The organism is Vibrio bathopelagicus (assembly GCF_014879975.1).
Taxonomy (GTDB): Bacteria; Pseudomonadota; Gammaproteobacteria; order Enterobacterales; family Vibrionaceae; genus Vibrio; species Vibrio bathopelagicus.
Window position 1 is genome coordinate 2,196,836 of the sequence record NZ_CP062500.1, and the last position, 18,366, is coordinate 2,215,201.

General features: G+C 44.5%; 14 protein-coding genes. 6 read left to right on the forward strand and 8 right to left on the reverse strand.

Features of this window, described 5'->3' with window-relative positions; translation table 11 throughout:
* The first annotated feature begins 115 nt into the window (after positions 1-115).
* Positions 116-1,219 (forward strand): phosphoribosylaminoimidazolesuccinocarboxamide synthase, encoded by a 1,104-nt coding sequence (locus IHV80_RS09690; RefSeq protein WP_192888890.1) that lies wholly within the window; start codon positions 116-118, stop codon positions 1,217-1,219.
* 173 nt (positions 1,220-1,392) lie between these two features.
* Here the strand turns inward: IHV80_RS09690 and IHV80_RS09695 are convergent, their stop codons facing one another.
* Both IHV80_RS09695 and IHV80_RS09700 read right to left on the reverse strand, forming a co-directional pair.
* Positions 1,393-1,770 (reverse strand): transporter, encoded by a 378-nt coding sequence (locus IHV80_RS09695; RefSeq protein WP_192888891.1) that lies wholly within the window; start codon positions 1,768-1,770, stop codon positions 1,393-1,395.
* 203 nt (positions 1,771-1,973) lie between these two features.
* Positions 1,974-4,361, reverse strand: coding sequence for a helicase-related protein (locus IHV80_RS09700; RefSeq protein WP_192888892.1), 2,388 nt, complete (start codon positions 4,359-4,361; stop codon positions 1,974-1,976).
* A gap of 184 nt (positions 4,362-4,545) precedes the next feature.
* Between IHV80_RS09700 and IHV80_RS09705 the strand changes: the two genes are divergently transcribed.
* From IHV80_RS09705 to IHV80_RS09715, 3 genes are all read left to right on the forward strand, one after another.
* Positions 4,546-6,234 carry an NAD-dependent malic enzyme gene (locus IHV80_RS09705; RefSeq protein ID WP_102434882.1) on the forward strand — a complete coding sequence of 563 codons (1,689 nt, stop codon included), beginning with the start codon at positions 4,546-4,548 and terminating at the stop codon, positions 6,232-6,234.
* Between the two features lie 172 nt (positions 6,235-6,406).
* On the forward strand, positions 6,407-7,159 hold the full coding sequence (locus IHV80_RS09710) for a SanA/YdcF family protein (protein ID WP_192888893.1): 753 nt from the start codon (positions 6,407-6,409) through the stop codon (positions 7,157-7,159).
* 245 nt (positions 7,160-7,404) lie between these two features.
* Positions 7,405-8,775 carry an SLC13 family permease gene (locus IHV80_RS09715; protein WP_192888894.1) on the forward strand — a complete coding sequence of 457 codons (1,371 nt, stop codon included), beginning with the start codon at positions 7,405-7,407 and terminating at the stop codon, positions 8,773-8,775.
* A 353-nt stretch (positions 8,776-9,128) separates the two neighbouring features.
* On the opposite strand, the gene IHV80_RS09720 is transcribed toward IHV80_RS09715, so the two are convergent.
* Together IHV80_RS09720 and IHV80_RS09725 are read right to left on the reverse strand one after the other, a co-directional pair.
* Positions 9,129-9,479, reverse strand: coding sequence for a GlpM family protein (locus tag IHV80_RS09720; RefSeq protein ID WP_192888895.1), 351 nt, complete (start codon positions 9,477-9,479; stop codon positions 9,129-9,131).
* A gap of 122 nt (positions 9,480-9,601) precedes the next feature.
* Positions 9,602-10,897, reverse strand: coding sequence for a GGDEF domain-containing protein (locus IHV80_RS09725; protein WP_192888896.1), 1,296 nt, complete (start codon positions 10,895-10,897; stop codon positions 9,602-9,604).
* A gap of 302 nt (positions 10,898-11,199) precedes the next feature.
* Between IHV80_RS09725 and IHV80_RS09730 the strand changes: the two genes are divergently transcribed.
* On the forward strand, positions 11,200-12,024 hold the full coding sequence (locus IHV80_RS09730; RefSeq protein WP_017082764.1) for a DUF2797 domain-containing protein: 825 nt from the start codon (positions 11,200-11,202) through the stop codon (positions 12,022-12,024).
* A 165-nt stretch (positions 12,025-12,189) separates the two neighbouring features.
* Here the strand turns inward: IHV80_RS09730 and IHV80_RS09735 are convergent, their stop codons facing one another.
* The gene (locus IHV80_RS09735) at positions 12,190-13,482 is read right to left on the reverse strand and encodes a sensor domain-containing diguanylate cyclase (RefSeq protein WP_192888897.1); all 1,293 of its coding nucleotides are present in this window, start codon (positions 13,480-13,482) and stop codon (positions 12,190-12,192) included.
* A gap of 286 nt (positions 13,483-13,768) precedes the next feature.
* Positions 13,769-14,653, reverse strand: coding sequence for a LysR family transcriptional regulator (locus tag IHV80_RS09740; RefSeq protein WP_192888898.1), 885 nt, complete (start codon positions 14,651-14,653; stop codon positions 13,769-13,771).
* A gap of 215 nt (positions 14,654-14,868) precedes the next feature.
* Here IHV80_RS09740 and IHV80_RS09745 point away from each other — a divergent pair, with 215 nt between their 5' ends.
* On the forward strand, positions 14,869-15,540 hold the full coding sequence (locus tag IHV80_RS09745) for a type 1 glutamine amidotransferase domain-containing protein (RefSeq protein ID WP_192888899.1): 672 nt from the start codon (positions 14,869-14,871) through the stop codon (positions 15,538-15,540).
* 187 nt (positions 15,541-15,727) lie between these two features.
* On the opposite strand, the gene IHV80_RS09750 is transcribed toward IHV80_RS09745, so the two are convergent.
* Positions 15,728-16,966: a cysteine desulfurase-like protein gene (locus IHV80_RS09750; RefSeq protein WP_192888900.1), complete on the reverse strand. Its 1,239-nt coding sequence runs from the start codon at positions 16,964-16,966 to the stop codon at positions 15,728-15,730.
* A complete protein-coding gene (locus IHV80_RS09755; RefSeq protein WP_192890758.1) occupies positions 16,950-17,606 on the reverse strand; it encodes a 2OG-Fe dioxygenase family protein in 657 nt (218 codons plus the stop codon). The genes IHV80_RS09750 and IHV80_RS09755 overlap by 17 nt, the downstream gene beginning before the upstream one ends.
* Positions 17,607-18,366: the final 760 nt, after the last annotated feature.

An 18,366-nucleotide genomic window follows, 5' to 3' on the forward strand; every position in this document is an offset into this window, starting at 1 on the left:
AGCAATCGTTTGCTTTTTATCTGGAAGCAAATAGTAGATTGGGTATAATGCCCGTCTAATCATGTGCACACCGCACTTCTCTGTATGACGTTTGATAAAAGATAGGAATGTCTAAATGAGCCTTGCTGATCAAGTTCTTGCCGTAAATGATGACCTACCAATCCGTACTGATAAACCTGTCCACAGTGGCAAGGTTCGTTCGGTCTACTGGTTAACTGAAGAAGATAGCCAACGACTAATTAAAGAGAAAGGCTACAATGTAGCGCCAGATGCGCCTTTAGCAATCATGGTGATCAGTGACCGTATCTCTGCGTTTGATTGTATTTGGCGTGGTGAAGGTAATCTTAAAGGTGTTCCTGGTAAGGGAGCAGCTCTGAATGCTATCTCTAACCACTGGTTCAAATTGTTTAAAGACAACGGCCTTGCTGACAGTCACATTCTTGATATCCCTCACCCATTCGTTTGGATTGTACAAAAAGCTCGCCCTGTCATGATCGAAGCGATTTGTCGTCAATACATCACAGGATCTATGTGGCGTGCATACGCGAACGGCGAACGTGAATTCTGCGGTATCGAGATGCCTGAAGGCCTTGAGAAAGACAAAAAGCTACCTGAGCTTCTAATCACGCCTTCTACAAAAGGGATTTTGAAAGGAATTCCTGGCGTACCAGAAGCTGACGATGTGAACATCACTCGCAACAACATCGAAGACAACTTCGCAGCCTTCAACTTTACTCAAGCAAGTGACATTGCGCATTACGAGAAACTTCTAAAAGAAGGCTTCAACGTAATTAGCCAAGCACTCGCAAACGTCGATCAAACCTTTGTCGATACGAAATTTGAGTTCGGCTACGTGAACGATGCTCAAGGTAAAGAAAAGCTTATCTACATGGACGAGGTAGGTACTCCAGACTCATCTCGCATTTGGGATACTCAAGAGTACAACAAAGGCAACATCGTCGAGAACTCAAAAGAAGGTTTCCGTCAGTTCCTACTTAACTACTTCCCTGATGCCGACATTCTGTTGAACAAAGAACGTATGCCAGAGCGTGAAGCATTAGCGCGTGACAATGAACTTCCTTTGGATGCATTAATGTCTCTTTCTCGTACTTACCTTGATATTGCGGCGAAAATCACCGGTGGCGAGATTGTATTAAGTAACAATCCGAAACAAGAAATCATTGATGTGCTTCGTGCCGATTACGGGCTAATCGATTAGTCGACTATTCGCAAGCTAGAAAGTTAGTCAGCTAAGAAGCTAGCTAGTAAGCACAAATTTCAGATACTAAAAGGGCCTCAATATTGAGGCCCTTTTTACAATGTAGATTTCATTGAAACTATTGAATGGCTACCGCTAACCGTGAAGGTTTGTGATCAAAGCTTGGTTGATGCTCAAAGCTTGATAGTGAACTCTTCACCAGAATTATCTGCAATCACCAAATGACTACGTGATTCTATGTACTCAATTTGCTCATCTTCAAGCGAATATGGCATCACAACTTTCAGCTCATTAATCCCTTCTAACTTTGCTAGCTTAAGCAAAGTGACAATATTAGATTCATCGCTTTTACGTGTAGACATTGATTTCAATGCCATTTGCCATAAGCGATCTTCTGGGCTGGCTAGCTCTTTGATGCTATCCCTCCAGACGGTACTGAATACTGGTGCAATAGTGGTGAGTGCTTCCAGAAAAGTCCATTTTTTACTGCATGAGGCGCCAAGAAATGTTGTGTAATCGAACTCTACACGCGTCTCTTCCTGTTTATCCATGATGTCCCCCGACACTTTGGCAACACAATATACTCAATATCTATCAACTCTTTCTATATAGCAATAGGATATAGAAGAATGGTCTTTTATGACCTTTTGATTGGTTAAAAAGGCATATAAAAATCAAGTTTGTAACAAAATAAGCACTTAAATATCATATATGCACCTATTTGATTAATATTTTAGAGATAAAACTTATCCATCTATTTGATATCAATTATCCGGCTCGCTTTTTTGTACTGAATACGCCACCCAGACCATGTTGGCAGTTCCCAACGTTTTGGTGATAACTTCCGACTACCCGATTGATAATGAACGTAAATCAGCTTTCTTGCGGGAAAGTATTCAACATCCAATTGTAAATCAGCAAGGCTCAATGAAAACGGGTATTTTTCCGAGAACTCTGAGTAAGCCCATGTGGGAATTCCATCAAACGGGATATCAGAATGTTCAAACATTTCTAGCTCTCCGACATCCGTCACGCCTAATACTTCGAGTTGTTCTATAAACCATAGTTCAAAGTTCAGTTGCTCGATCTCGGGTGTATATTTTGTCTCTTCATCGAGCCCAAGCTTCACATACAGTTGCCAATGTTTGATCTCTCGAGTACGAGCCTCTGCAAAACCGGGAAGCTGAACGCCGCTCACGACAAGATCGACAATCGGCTTCAATGATAACTGACCTTCAGCCGCGACTTGCTTAGTCGCAATCGTGCGGCCTGCGTACACCAAAGCCATCTCAGTAAATACACCATCATTATTGACCACGGTTTCGCCTTGTTGCCATTCACCTAACTCCGCTTCAACGGCGAGATCTAAAGGAATCGGCGCAGTCACTGTCGCTAGGGTCAGTGTTTGTTTAACGCCTCTTCCCGGCAGGCTGTGCGTGTCCAGCACCAACATCGCTTGCGCCTTGTCAGGGAAACGATTCTGACGACCGAGTACCACTTCTAGAATCCCATTGGCAAATGCTTCTTTTCGTTTCAGTCTGCGCACAAACACCAGCTCAGGGTGCAGTTGGATAATAGTATTAAGTAGCTCAATACGCTGGTAACGTGATGCAGCTTCTAACTGAGGAAGTTCAAACACCTCACGCATTTGCTTGGCCAACCCTTGAGCTTCATTCAGTGCTTGTTGGTCTATTTCTAGAGGCGGATAATCACGACCACGAACAATCTGAATTAACAGGGATAAGTCACAGCCTTCTTTTTCTTGTTGAGCGAGCGCTTCAAGATGTTCTGCATTGCTCGGTAATTGATACAAGCGAGCAGGAACGGACAGCGCCGCCGTGAGATCCACCATGGCCTCTTTGAGTGCTTTGGTTTTGATTCGAGTAACAATATCGGCGTACAAAGCGTCAATCGGCAGCGGGTAAAGCTTTTTACCGTGCTCCGTGATTTGATGCTCGGTATCAATCGCTTCCATCATCAACAAGGTTTGAGTCGCGCTGTATAGCGATTTCTCTGGGATAGGATCGAGGAAAGATAGGCTATCAAGTGGTGCTCTACAGCAGGCAGCTGCAAGCATTGGTTCTGTCAGTTCTTCGCGCTGCAGTTCAGGAGGCGTGACCAACTCTAATGCGGCATGTTCGCCATATAGACGAACGCAGACACCATCCATTACCCTACCCGCGCGGCCAGCTCGTTGTTTGGCACTGGCTCGTGATATGGATTTGAGCATCAGAGTCGTTCTGCCGTTGCGTTGAACAGTTCGTCTTTCCAATCCTGAATCTATCACCACACCGATGTCAGGAATGGTTAACGAGGTTTCTGCAACGTTGGTGGCAAGGATGACTTTTCGCAAACTGTCGTCGTTATCGGTATTGGTGTAGGCATTACGACCAGATAACGCTAAGTCTCGTTCTTTATCACTCACCGATGCATGCAATTTCACCACTTGGATATCTGGATTCTTTGCCAAGGCTTGCTCACATTGCACAATCTCTTTTTTACCCGGTAGGAAAACCAACATATCGCCGTGTGAAGCAATGAGCTGATGATTCACTTCTTCAGCAATGCGTTGTTCTAGATGCCGACTATCTGGCAGAGTTCTGGACTCATTCGCTCTATGTTCTATCTCGACCTGATAAGTTCGCCCTTCACAGCTTATTCGATTCGCATCCAAATACTGAGCAAGACGTTCCCCTTCGATGGTTGCAGACGTGATCACCAAACGATGACTCGCATTCTGTTTAAGGATCGCCACCAGCAGATCAATGTCCCAACGTCTCTCATGAAATTCATCAACAACAATGACATCGAAATTTGCGAGCCCATCTTCTGATAACCAGCGCAGCGCGATACCGGGAGTCACAAACACAACGTTGGTGTGCTCGTTATATTCCGATTCAAGCTTAATCGCATAGCCAATCTTGCTACCCAATTTTTCACCCGACTGCTGCGCGAGATATTTAGCTAATGACGTACAGGCGATTCTTCTCGGTTCCACCACCAAGACTCGGCCATGCTCAGATGCCCAGATCGGTAAACGTGTTGATTTGCCCGATCCAGTTTCAGCTTCGACGACAAGATGAGAATTTAAGAGTTGTTCATGGAACGTGTTTTGATAAGAATCGATGGGGAGTGATGACATACAGAGGGTAACTAACAAAAAAGTGTGAGCAAAGTATAACGAATTATGGCGTTAGAATTCGAGAAGTGTGGGACATAAGTAAGAATATCATTTTGTTTGCTAAGATCGGAGGGAAACTATTTACAATTGAATAACTAAACCGTTATCATTTTTCAGTTACTCTTTCTCCCATATTAGGCATCCAATGAACAACGATAAACGCCCTCTATATATCCAGTATGCAGGTCCCGCTCTACTTAGTACTCCTCTTCTAAACAAAGGCAGCGCATTCTCTGCTGAAGAACGTAGCTCTTTTAACCTTGAAGGTTTGTTACCTGAGACAACGGAAACAATCCAAGAGCAAGTTGGACGTGCGTACAAGCAATACTGTAACTTCGAAAGCGATATGGATAAGCATATCTACCTTCGTAACATCCAAGACACAAATGAAACGCTTTTTTATCGCTTAGTTCAAAACCACATCTCTGAAATGATGCCTATCATTTACACGCCAACGGTTGGCGCAGCATGTGAGAACTTCTCAAATATTTACCGTCGTGGCCGTGGTCTATTTATTTCATACCCGAACCGCGATCGTATCGATGATCTACTGAATAATGCGACAAACCACAACGTTAAAGTTATCGTGGTTACGGATGGTGAGCGCATTCTTGGTTTGGGAGACCAAGGTATCGGTGGTATGGGTATTCCAATTGGTAAGCTAGCACTTTACACCGCTTGTGGCGGTATCAGCCCAGCTTACATGCTACCAATCGTACTCGATGTTGGTACTAACAACCCTCAACGTCTTGCAGACCCAATGTACATGGGCTGGCGTCATCCTCGTATCACAGGTGCGGATTACGATGCATTCGTTGAAGAGTTCATCCAAGCAGTTCAGCGCCGTTGGCCAGATGCATTAGTTCAGTTCGAAGATTTCGCACAAAAGAACGCAATGCCACTGCTTGAGCGTTACAAAGATCGCATCTGTTGTTTCAACGATGATATCCAAGGTACAGCAGCAGTGACTGTGGGTTCTCTACTTGCAGCATGTAAAGCAGCAAACAGCAAACTTTCAGACCAACGTATCACCTTCTTAGGTGCAGGTTCTGCTGGTTGTGGTATTGCTGAAGCTATCATTGCTCAAATGGTGTCTGAAGGTATCAGTGACGAGAAAGCGCGTTCACAAGTTTACATGGTTGACCGTTGGGGTCTTCTACAAGAAGGCATGCAAAACCTACTTGATTTCCAACAGCGCCTAGTACAAACCAATGCGAACACCAAAGATTGGGAAAGTGACGGCACTGGCTTCTCTCTACTCGACGTTGTTCGTCATGCTAAACCAACTGTATTGGTTGGTGTATCTGGCGCTCCAGGTCTGTTCAGCAAAGAAGTCATCAAAGAGATGAACCTTCACTGTGAACGCCCTATCGTGTTCCCACTATCAAACCCAACAAGCCGTGTTGAAGCAACACCAAACGACATTATTCGTTGGACTGATGGCCAAGCACTTGTTGCGACAGGTAGCCCGTTTGAGCCAGTAACTCATAACGGTACCACTTACCCAATCGCTCAGTGTAACAACAGCTACATCTTCCCAGGTATTGGCCTTGGTGTATTGGCTGTGAATGCTTCACGCATCACTGATGAAATGCTGATGGAATCAAGCCGTGCGCTTGCAACGTGTTCTCCACTGGCTATCAATGGTTCGGGCGCACTACTTCCACCATTGGAAGAGATCCACACAGTATCGAAAAAGATTGCTCTTGCGGTTGGTAAGAAAGCGATTGAACAAGGTGTTGCACTAGAGATCACTGAAGAAGCATTACAACAAGCGATTGACCAGCACTTCTGGCAGCCGGTTTACCGTCGCTACAAGCGTACTGCATTCTAATAAAGTGGGCTGTGTTCTAAATAAAGAGCATAACCTCTCTTAATCTGAGCCTCTGCAATTGCAGGGGCTTTTTTCTTTACACTGTCTTGTCTTTTTAACTGATTTTTCTCATTTTTATTTGTTATTATCGAGCACTCAAAAAATAACGCTCAGTCAAAGGACCTTACCGAGAGTGAAATTCGATTCTCAAATTTTCCGTAACAACTTACTTAAGTCTTGCAAGAAACTGCAAGGTTTTCTGTATGGCTCTTTCCTCGTCTTTCTGGTGGGCAGCGCTGCGGTTATTGCAATCGATTATTGGGTTTCATGGCAGGCAGAAGATCGCATCATCTACGAGATCGATGAAGTGCCTGAACGCGAAGTAGCCGTTGTGCTTGGCACCAGCAAGTATTTAGGCAGAACACTCAACGACTATTACAAATATCGAATTGAGGCCGCGATTGAGCTGTTTGATCGTGAGAAGGTCAATCAATTCCTGCTGAGTGGCGATAACGCTCATCGTTCTTACAATGAACCTTGGACGATGAAACGCGATCTATTGAGAGCAGGTGTCCCCGACGAACGTATCAATCTGGATTATGCTGGCTTTCGAACGTTGGATTCCATTGTTCGTGCGAAGAAGATATTCGATACTGATAACTTTCTGATCATTACTCAAAAATTCCACTGTGAAAGAGCGCTATTTATCGCAAACTCTTATGATATTCATGCGCAATGTTTGGCGGTTTCCGGCCCAACTCACCACTCAGGTATCTCAATACGTTTAAGAGAAGTACTTGCACGAACCAAAGCGTTTCTTGACCTATATATTATGGGCACAACACCCAAGTTTTTAGGGCCAAAAGAACCGATTCAACCGAACCCAAAACAAGAATCATCACCGATTCCTAGCCCGATTGCAGACCCAGCAGATACCGATGTGTAGAAATCTACACATTTTAAATTTGTTGCCTCACACTTCCCCACTGTTACACAAAAACACACCAACACGCCTTTATTAACTTAAGTAACATTCTCCCAACAAAGTCTGACCCTACATCAAGCCATACACCTCGAAGCTTTTTACTTTGAGAGCGGTATAACTTGAAAACAAGATACCTCGAAAATAATAAGCACCACTCAATGAAGTCGGTGCACCAATAAAACGAGGATAAACAAAAGGAGCGTCTTATGACGGCACTTGTTACTACACTGAAACATTGGTTGTTTACCCGCAACAGCATGATACTCATCGGCAATTTCACGTTATTTGCACTTTTGATCAATACCCTCCCTTTCGAAACACAAGTGAACACTGGCCTAAGTATTCTCGTATTTGTGGCTATCTTATGGTTAACCGAAGCTATCCACGTCAGCATCACTGCACTACTGGTTCCGTTACTCGCTGTGTTGTTCGGTGTATTTAACACGCCTGCTGCTTTGGCTAACTTTTCTAACCCAATCATCTTCCTATTTATGGGGGGTTTTGCCCTTGCCGCCGCGCTCAACAAGCAAGAGCTCGATAAAGCGATTGCTGACAAAGTGCTGATGCTCGCGAAAGGAAAAATGTCGGTGGCGGTATTCATGCTATTTGGTGTGAGTGCCGGATTATCGATGTGGATTTCAAACACAGCGACCACTGCTATGATGCTGCCTCTTGTTCTAGGCATCATGAACAAAGTCGACCAAAGTGAAGACCGCAACACCTACGTTTTTGTACTATTAGGTATCGCTTACTGTGCATCGATCGGTGGTATTGCAACCGTGGTAGGTAGCCCTCCGAACGCAATCGCAGCCGCAGAAGTAGGTTTGAGCTTCACTGAATGGATGGCACTTGGCCTACCGATCACGATGATCTTACTGCCAGTCGCGATGATTATTCTGTATGTGATGACTAAGCCAAAGCTTGACCACAAATTCGAGCTAGACCACGCCCCTGTTGAGTGGACGAATAGCAAAAAAATCACGCTATCTATCTTCTTGTTAACGGTAACGCTTTGGATATTCGGCAAGCCAATCAACGCTATGATCGGCGGCTTCTCTAAATTCGATAGCTTGGTTGCGATTGGCGCAATTGTACTGCTTGGCGCTTCTAGAGCGGTTGAGTGGAAGGATGTTGAGAAGACTACGGATTGGGGAGTATTAATCCTATTCGGTGGCGGTATCTGTTTGAGTAACATTCTTAAAGCGACAGGCACCAGCGTATTCCTAGCGCACTCTCTAAGTGGCTTTTTAGAAACAGCAGGCGTACTTCTAACAATTCTTGCAGTCGTCGCGTTCGTTGTATTCCTAACTGAATTCGCAAGTAACACAGCCAGTGCCGCGCTTCTGGTGCCGGTATTCGCAACCATTGCTGAAGCGCTAGGTATGTCGCCAGTTATCTTGTCAGCTCTAATCGCTGTTGCCGCTTCTTGTGCCTTCATGCTGCCAGTTGCGACACCGCCTAATGCGATTGTATTTGCTTCTGGTCACATCAAGCAGAAAGAGATGATGCGAATCGGTATGGTGCTGAACCTAGTTTGTATCGTAATACTGACACTGTTCGCTTGGATTTTCTGGTAAGCACTCACGCCTTATAGACTGATGTTTATAGACAACTACTTATAGGAAAGAGCTCATAGGCGAACGTTTATAGACAAGTATTACAGGTAAAGCTCCACATAAACTGGTTGTAGTTCCCCTAGCTCAACCAGTACAAAATGCCCGCTCAGTGTGAAGCTAATACTCAGTTTGAAGCGGTCACTCAGTTTGAAGCAGTCACTGAGCGGGCATTCAAAAAACCAATAAAACGCTTTTCCCTTTTGGTGGCTCCTCGCCACCTTTTTTGTTTCTATCTCTTAGCCTTCCGAGTTGCTTAGACTACTTAGCCGAACGACACAGCCAACTTATTCATCAATCCACCAGCTCACCCATGATTAGATTGCATTGGGTACTAAGCGCGTCCAACCTAACAACAGCATAGAAGCACACATAACCCAAACGACAGTGGCTAATGAGAGTGTTGATACCAAGTTGTAGCGATAACTGAACACATAAACCGCGCCAAGATAAGCTGCGTATGGTACAAGCGAAAACAGCCCAAATAGCGCCGTAGTGCGTAACTCCACCATAGTTTGTTCAGTGCCTACAATGTAGTGAGCAATCAAAGCAAAAGTGGGAAACAACGGCACAAGACCAGCGATGTAAAAGCTCTTACTCTTCGACAACAGCGCAATCAGTAAAACGGCAGCCGCACCAAGCAAACATTTAAAAAACAGTGAGATCATTTCAATACGTTATCCAACAAACCAACAAAGGCTCTAGAGGGTAAACTCATATAGCGCCTATAAAAACGCCACACGTCACATATGCACGTGTGGCTTATCAAGTAATCAACACAATTTTCAGATTAGTGACTCAAGATCACCTGATTTCGCCCTGAGTGCTTGGCTTGATATAAGGCTTCATCAGCGCGGGCGATCGTCTCTGTCACCCTCTCTTGCTTCATCTCTGCAATGCCAATACTGCAAGTGAGCAAGTCACCATGGATCCAAAGGTGTTGGCTGACCAAAAGTCGAATTTTCTCCGCCTTTCTTTGTGCTTCACCCGCTTCGGTTTCAGGGCAAAAAACAATGAACTCTTCACCGCCCCAGCGCACCAATTTATCTGTCGCACTGATAGAGCTGCCCACCACCATGCTGAATTCACGTAAAATATGGTCGCCCATCTGGTGCCCGTATTTGTCATTCACACTCTTAAAGTAATCAATATCCAAATACAGCATGCTCAGCTTTCCATGTCCTTGCTTCACATACTGTGACTGCATCTTCAACCAATCACGAATCGCGTGCCGGTTGAGTATTCCTGTTAACTCATCTCGGTGAGCCATCTCTGAAAACTCAAAATTTTGCTCTCTCAATGCTCGGTTGACGTTCTTCAGGTGATGATGTCTTTTCTCTGCGATCACCATGCGTTTTCTGGAATTGTGCAGCTCTGAAAGTAAGAACACGGTGCCCGTACCGACCCAGACAAACAGTAAGATCATAAACAGGCTTTCACCCGTGATATACGTGCCTTCGAACTCAATACTGCGTATGACAATTCGATGGTGGCCAAGCTTCGCGCCCGATGCCGTCGCGAATTCCACCATATTAACGTTCGAATACTCTGGCGCAGAGTGCTCTAACGCTATATCGTTATCGGCTAACCACCATGTCATCACTTGTAAATTGCCGATCGGAATTTCAATAACCCCGCCATCCACGCCAGGCGAAAACTCCATGCCGTTATACTTATGCGTGTACTCGTCGTCAGGAACGGAGTAAGCCGGATTATAATTACGTAGATAGGTTCTTAAACGGCCGCTAGAATCTGCTTCCGCATGGTAATCAATATTGACTCTAAAGGTATGATACTGGGAAAGGTCAAGGCCAACCGTGATGTCTGGGTTGATACGAATCGATAGGCCGCAATAAGGCCACGGATACTCCGACTCTTTAAGCTCACAGTCGAGAATATACTGCCCATTTTCATAGGATAATTGGGACGTACTAACGCCTCTATCCACCTGATCGCTGGTCGCAATAAATTCATATTTATCAGGCGTAATTGCCGTTATCACACGATTCCCGCTCACACGGTAATACTGCACAATGGCAAGTGTTGCGATAACTAGAAAAATAACAATCTTATGGATCCACTTCACGTCAAATCTTCCGGCTTAATATCCCTATAGTTGGGATTTCACGATAAAAAATAAGTTGGCGAACTAGTGATATTAATGCCAATAATTCACTAAGAAACGTTATATCACGCCCTAACAAAATGTCATACTATAATTTCATCCGCATATTTACTGCCAATTATTCACGTCACGAATCAAGTAATATTGCGTATAAAAACAGGCTCCATTTGTTATACTCATCGCATAATCATCGTTAACCGTAGCGTCTGCTGACAGAGCATCCGAGTCGACGAAATAATAATCAAAATACAACGAGTAATGTCATGTCTTTATTAGCAAAAGGAACACTCAAGAAAATGAGTGCTTCGCTCGATGGTGCGGTTACCTACCGTTTACCTGTCGGTGAAGAGTTTGTAGAGCTAAACCCTCTGATTGGTAAAACCATCAACCTCACTCACACCGGTAATATTTTTTGCTGCTCGTGTGGTAAGAAAACCAAGAAAAGCTACTCTCAAGGCCACTGCTTTGTGTGCATGAGAAAGCTAGCAAGTTGCGACATGTGCATCATGAAGCCAGAGACTTGCCACTACGATGAAGGCACGTGTCGTGAGCCAGAATGGGGCGAAGCGAACTGCATGGTTGATCACTTCGTTTACCTGTCGAACACATCAAGCCTTAAAGTGGGTATCACTCGTCATACTCAAATCCCTACTCGCTGGATCGACCAAGGTGCTACTCAAGGCCTACCAATATTGAAAGTGAAAACACGTCAGATTTCTGGCCTGATTGAAGTTGAGTTAGCAAAACACATCGCTGACAAAACTAACTGGCGCACGCTGCTAAAAGGCGACGGTGACGATATGGAGTTGGTAGAAAAGGCCAAAGAACTCTTGCCATTGGTTGAGGATAAAATCCAAGAGATCAGAGCGAAGTTTGGTGACGATGCTATCGAGATCCTAAGTGAGAACATCACTTCACTCAGCTACCCAGTTGAACAGCACCCAGTGAAGATTGTCTCGCATAACTTTGATAAGAACCCAGAGGTGACAGGTGTACTTCAAGGCATTAAAGGCCAATACCTAATCCTAGATACGGGCGTGATTAACATCCGTAAATTTGGCTCTTACGAAGTTGAAGTTTCTGCATAATTTGTAGAACTTAAACGTTTCCCCTAGTGAGAACCGTTTAGCCGTTTAGCCGTTTAGCCGTTTAGCCGTTTAGCTAATGGCCAAAAACTAAAAATGCCCTGAAGCCAACACTTCAGGGCATTTTTGTTAGGAATGCGTTTCGATTTTAAACGTTAATTCAAGGAATTAAAGCGCTACCACATCGCCAAATACGCGATTCTTGCCAGCCGCTTTCGCTCGGTAAAGAGATTGGTCAGTTAGGTTAACAAGCGCGTCGATAGAAACAGCGCCTTCGCAAGCTCGACTATCACTCACTCCGATACTCACGCTCACATTAAAACGAACTTGCTCATCAATCTTAAATTCGGTTCGATTAAACTGTTGGCGGATCAGATCAGCGACTTGATGCGAAACTTGAGATGACGCGTTAGGGATAAAGACAATAAACTCTTCACCGCCCCATCGACCCGTCACACCACCCGCTTTCTCGACATTACGCTTAGTAATATCGGCCAATGCGCAAATAACCTCGTCACCCACCATGTGCCCATAAGTATCATTGATCAATTTAAAATCATCGATATCAAGCAGCATACACACGAGATGAGTATCAGAGACTAGATGCTCCCTTAACCATTCATAAATCGCCCTGCGGTTAAGCAAGTCGGTCATTTCATCGTAATTCGCGTGGTGAACCAATTGCTTTTCCAACATCACCTTTTGAGTCACGTCTTCGAGCACCACCTGAACGGCTGGCTGACCTTTCCAAGTGATTGCATTATCGTAAATGTTGAAGAACCGATGAACGCCATCTAAGCCAATATTTTCAACAACCGTGCTCGTTCCCGATAACTCACCAGACACGATCGCTTGATAGTGGCTACGAATACCTTGGGTATCTTCCTGTGGCACTAAGTCGAGGATAGATTCTAGCTTTAAGACTTGCTCAATCGACTCACCACCTTGCAGTTTTACCCATGATTGATTGGCCATCAACGGCTTGAAATCTCGGTGAACCAAGATGCCCTGACCTGATTGCATGATCATATCGTGGTACATCTGGTCTTGCTCACGCACCACATTTTGCAGCTGAATCGCAGGAGAAAGATCGATGACCGTCACTTGCAATGCTGGCCTGCCTTGCCACTCAGTCACATGGTCAATAGAAAACACCGTGGACTCTCTGCCATTGCGGTCAACATTGGTAAAGGTGTGTACCTGAGGATCTCGTTGACCACCGACGGTTTCTAGGTAGTTTTTATAGACTGCGACATGAAACTCTTCTGGAATGAGATCCAGAAAGCTATCTATTTTAGACAGTAGTTCTTCGGGGGATAGGTACCCATAGATACGCGCATAATTAGCGTCAACGCTAACCACATTCATATCTTGAATAATTATTACACCGTACGTGGATTCGAAATTTATTGAAGACATGACCAACTCCGCACTCTCGCTATACTTCACAAACTGGAGCATAACTACATATCCTGCCAACGCTTCCACATAATCCTTCACGCGTTAGGGGAATTTAATATTGCAACTAGTATATCGTACTGATACAGGCTTCTCTACAATTCTAGCGCTAACACCAGTTATCAAAAGTAGACAAGTCTTTCATTCCTATTACTCGCGTCAAAAAACACAAATAGATAAGCTATACCAATGTAAGTATTACCTTTTTCTACTTTTGACTTTGAGCTGAGTTAGCACTCTAGTGTTCACCGCCTCAAACTTGTTCGCTATTCTTTTAAACTGGCGCGCGTTATTCATTCCAATCGGAAAAATAAGAAACTAAGAAATCAATCGCGAGTCGTGCTCTCTGTGGAAGGAAGCGACGGTTTTGGTATACGATCCAACTGCTTGTTCCTGCTCCCCAATACTCTTCTAACACTGGAACCAGTTTTCCATTGGCAAGACCGCCATTGAAGCTGCTTTTAGGGAGGTAAACAATGCCAAGTCCCTCTTCACAAGCTTTAAGCACGGCGCTCGAGTTATTGCTTTTCCAACGTCCATGCACTCTTACAGCATTTAACGGTTTTCCATCTTTCTCAAACAACCACTGATCACTGTTGGCAATAATACAGCTGTGTAGCTTCAACTGCTCAGGCTGGGTTGGATAACCAAATTGTTCGATGTAAGTCAGGCTCGCAGCCGCTGCCATCGGACGATCAACAAGTTTCCTTGCCACCAAACCCGAATCATCTAACCGACCATAACGAATCGCGAAATCGATACCATCTTCGATGAAGTTAACCATGTTGGTATTGAAGTTCATTTCGATGGTCAAATCAGGGTGGTCTTTCGCAAATTCCATCAGCGCCGCTGCGACATGATTCTCGGCAAACGCACCCGCCGCACTCACGCGTAAAGTACCGCTCAGCTGAGCTTGTTGAGACGTCACTTGTTCATTCGCCTGTTGCAGCCCGATAACCAGATCTTTGCATTGTTGATAATAGGTATGCCCAGACTCGGTCAAGCTCACCATACGTGTTGAACGCGCCAACAACGCCACGCCTACCCTTTCTTCTAGTCTCGAAACTTGGCGACTGACATGGCTGGTACTGCAACCCAGTTGTTTCGCGGCCGCAGAAAAACCGTGACACTCTGCGACCGCCACAAATTCATTAATACCTTCAAAGCTATCCATACTTCACCTACTAACATCTAACTCATTCGCGTCCCACAAGTTCGCATCCTACTAGTTCACACCCGACTCATTCATATCTTCACATCCAACTATTGCTATATAGCAATAATGTTTTGCGTATTACCGATATTATCACCCATACGATTTGCAATTAATATAACGACATCAGCAATTCAATTATGCTTAGACAAACATCAGCCCTGAAGGAACGAATCATGAAAAAAATACTAATCCCAGTGACTAACTACGCAACACTAGGCGATACAGATCAAGCGAACGGTACTTACGCTCCAGAACTGACTCATGCATTGAAAGAGATCATGGCTGCAGGTTTTGAGTACGACATCGCTTCTATCAAGGGTGGTAAAGGCCCACTGTATGGAACTGATATTGAAGGTGATTCAGTAAACGCGGAAATCTTGGCTGATGATGATTTCCAGAACCGTATCAATAACACGATTCCGGTAAGCCAAATTAACGTAGAAAGCTACGATGCTATCTTCTACCCAGGTGGTTTCGGTTTGCTTTCAGACCTAGCAACCGACGAGCAATTCGCTGCTATTGCGGCTAAGCACTATGAGGATGGTGGTGTGATTGCATCAGTATGTCACGGCCCTGCGGCGCTGCTTCCGGTTGTTCTGAGCAACGGTGAGAAGTTACTGAGCTCTAAATCTGTGACTGGTTTTACACGTGAAGAAGAAATCGACTTTGGCACCATCAACGACATTCCATTCCTATTGGAAGAGTCTCTTGCTCGCAGCGCAGCGCGCTTCAACAAGGTTCAACCTTGGCAAGAGCTTGTGATTGTTGATGAGCGAGTAATTACAGGTCAAAACCCGACGAGCGCACACGCTGTGGGTGTGGCGATTGTTGAGCAGCTTTCTTAGTCGAGTAGCTGTCTTAATTAAGTAGTTGTCTGATTAAGTAGCTGTCTTGACTAATTAACGGGCTTAATCGAATCACTGGCGTTACGCAGGTAAGTAATAAGCGCGGTGAAACAAAAAAGAGCATACTTCCTACTCAATATTATTGAGAGAAGTATGCTCTTTTCTAATTCTGTAACAGCTAAAATTGTTAGTTATTACTTCGTAAAATTCCTTCAAGCACATTGAACAACAAATCGATCTCTTCAATCGAGTTGTAATGCATACAACCAATACGCACCACGCCCTGCTCTTCAATACCTAGCTGCTTTACCAGCCCTAGTGCGTAGAAGTGACCATTCCACACACAGATATTATGCTCACCCAACTTCTTGGCGATGAACTCTGGAGAGTAGCTATCAAAGGTAACCGCAAAGGTTGGGGTTCTTAGGTTTGAATCAAACTCAGTTTTCCCGTAAAGCTTGGCACCTTCAAGATCGGACAAGCGCTTAAGGAAGTACTCACTGAGTTGGCTTTCATGCTTATTATAAAGAGCGTAACTTTGCTCTAAACGAGAACGCAATGAATCGGTTGGATCACCAAACTGCGCCAAATAATCCACCGCCGCAATCACACCAGCAAGGCCTTCAAAACTTTGGGTGCCTGTTTCAAATCGACCTGGGCCGATGTTAGTCGCAGGCTCGACCTTGTAAGGCTTTAAAGTATGCAGCCATTGAGGCGCAACATAAGCAATGCCAACATGCGGGCCGAAGAACTTATAAGCTGAACACGCTAAGAAATCACAATTCAGTTGCTGAACATCAATCAAGTGATGCGGTGCGTAATGCACGGCATCGACATAAACCTGCGCACCATGCTGATGTGCAAGCTCAATAACTTTCGCCATGTCGACAATAGACCCTGTGGTGTTCGAAGCAAACGTCACCGCGACAAGCTTGGTTTTCTCGTTAAGCAGCGATTCAAAATGCGCCATGTCCAAACTGCAATCCGACTCGTCTACGCGAACTTGGCGAACGACAGCGCCTTTGTCGTCTGCCGCTTGCTGCCAGCTCGATACATTTGAGTAATGGTCTAACGCAGTGACGATAACTTCATCGCCCTCTTTCCAATCGCGGCTGATCGCTCGGCTAAGTTGGAAGGTCAGAGATGTCATGTTCGCACCGAACACAACGTTGCCAGAAGACTCCGCATTAAGCAGTGCTTGCGCCGCTTCTCTTGCTTGCTGCATTAAGCTTGTGGTCTTTTGGCTAGAAAAGTAATGCCCGCCTAGATTTGAATTGAAATGCCCTAGGTATTCCGTCATCGAAGCTAAAACATTCTCAGGCACTTGAGACCCGCCCGGCCCATCAAAAAAGGTCACAGGCTTACCGTTATGATATTGTCCTAGAGCACTAAACTGTTGGCGTACATCATTAAGAGTGAAGGACATTGCGCGCATCCTTAGCCGTTAGAACAAACACATCCATGTAGCCCATCTCATCGTGGTCAATGGTACGAATCGGTTGTGCATTGTGCCAAAGCTTACTGTCTGCCAGCATCGCAACCTCACCATCGCCTAACACTTTTCTAAAGAATGGCGCTTCATGTGAGTCTTGATACAACATGATTTCACCACCTACAATGTTATGTCGATTAACACCGATCAAAGCGATATGGTCAAAACCATCTTGGTGAACCCCTTCTGGAGCAACTTGTGTTTCTTCAAAAATAGCGGCAATGCGGATTTGATGTATTTCGATTTCTTGTCCGTCTTCAAGCCCGTTGGTTTCAATAAACAGTTCACACATCTCTTGCATGCCTTCGCTGCTTAGGATTTGTGCTTCAATCGGCTCGAACTGACGAACAACGTCACCTTGAAAGTGATTAATGTCTTCAGACTGAACAAAGTTATGTTTGTCTTGCTCAACGACTTGTCCATTACTGAATTCAACCACTGAGTACCTTCTCAATCGGAACTGACCATCCGCATGCTCTGTGCTTGGTAGCTTAGAGAATGATGGTGACAACTCCTTAACTGCGTGGTTACTGAGGTGGGTAATATGTAGGGTATTTTCGTGAGCATGTAACATCATCGACTCCTTAATGATTGTTAATTTACTTTCGATATTTAACGTTTTATTTACATAAAGGATACTTGAAGATCTTGCCAAATCAACATTAAACAACCATTTATCCCGTCAGATTTAATAATTCAGACACTAAATCTAATTTGAAATCCAAAAGCAGTGTATAACACCAGAATAAAAGATGACCAACTCTTAAAACTAGCACACTCCACTAGCCAGTTATAAACCCCTACAAATTTAAATTTAACGATATTATTAACTAGTGGCTGATGTTTCATATTGTGTCAGCCCTTTCACTTCAATACGCCAGCCTTCTTGCATGAGTTCAGGTATCACGCTCGCCATCATTCATTTCTATGCTTTTGCACAGCGAAATACGACCTACCTATCAATCGCCAAGCTATTGATTATTTACACAACAAAGTGAAATTGGTTAATTTATCAGTACGCCAGAAACCAAACGCCTTTGCTTGCGCGTCTGGAACAGGTCGAGTTCGGGGGGAACTCGACCGCCCCAAATCAATTTGCTTCCTTTAAAAGGCTAAGACTTCACTGATCTTTTCAGTCACGAAAAAGTCTGTCTCTATAAAATTCCTACCTAAAATACCTATCGTTATGCTCAATAACACAACTGAATAGCGACAATACTCATTTTCAAATGGCGTGCCGCCTAATTCGAATTAATGATGTGGTTTATGTGAAATGCTTGAAGGGGAATATTGCGAAAGGAATTTGTTTTGTGGTTTCAGGCAACTAAGAGGTA

What these genes read in the sequence shown, in the direction of transcription:
- IHV80_RS09745 (WP_192888899.1), top strand. Translation starts at nt 14,869, where the DNA reads ATGAAAAAAATACTAATCCCAGTGACTAACTACGCAACACTAGGCGAT.
- IHV80_RS09700 (WP_192888892.1), bottom strand. Translation starts at nt 4,361, where the DNA reads ATGTCATCACTCCCCATCGATTCTTATCAAAACACGTTCCATGAACAA.
- IHV80_RS09720 (WP_192888895.1), bottom strand. Translation starts at nt 9,479, where the DNA reads ATGATCTCACTGTTTTTTAAATGTTTGCTTGGTGCGGCTGCCGTTTTA.
- IHV80_RS09755 (WP_192890758.1), bottom strand. Translation starts at nt 17,606, where the DNA reads ATGTTACATGCTCACGAAAATACCCTACATATTACCCACCTCAGTAAC.
- IHV80_RS09690 (WP_192888890.1), top strand. Translation starts at nt 116, where the DNA reads ATGAGCCTTGCTGATCAAGTTCTTGCCGTAAATGATGACCTACCAATC.
- IHV80_RS09735 (WP_192888897.1), bottom strand. Translation starts at nt 13,482, where the DNA reads ATGCTCCAGTTTGTGAAGTATAGCGAGAGTGCGGAGTTGGTCATGTCT.
- IHV80_RS09715 (WP_192888894.1), top strand. Translation starts at nt 7,405, where the DNA reads ATGACGGCACTTGTTACTACACTGAAACATTGGTTGTTTACCCGCAAC.
- IHV80_RS09740 (WP_192888898.1), bottom strand. Translation starts at nt 14,653, where the DNA reads ATGGATAGCTTTGAAGGTATTAATGAATTTGTGGCGGTCGCAGAGTGT.
- IHV80_RS09730 (WP_017082764.1), top strand. Translation starts at nt 11,200, where the DNA reads ATGTCTTTATTAGCAAAAGGAACACTCAAGAAAATGAGTGCTTCGCTC.
- IHV80_RS09750 (WP_192888900.1), bottom strand. Translation starts at nt 16,966, where the DNA reads ATGTCCTTCACTCTTAATGATGTACGCCAACAGTTTAGTGCTCTAGGA.
- IHV80_RS09695 (WP_192888891.1), bottom strand. Translation starts at nt 1,770, where the DNA reads ATGGATAAACAGGAAGAGACGCGTGTAGAGTTCGATTACACAACATTT.
- IHV80_RS09705 (WP_102434882.1), top strand. Translation starts at nt 4,546, where the DNA reads ATGAACAACGATAAACGCCCTCTATATATCCAGTATGCAGGTCCCGCT.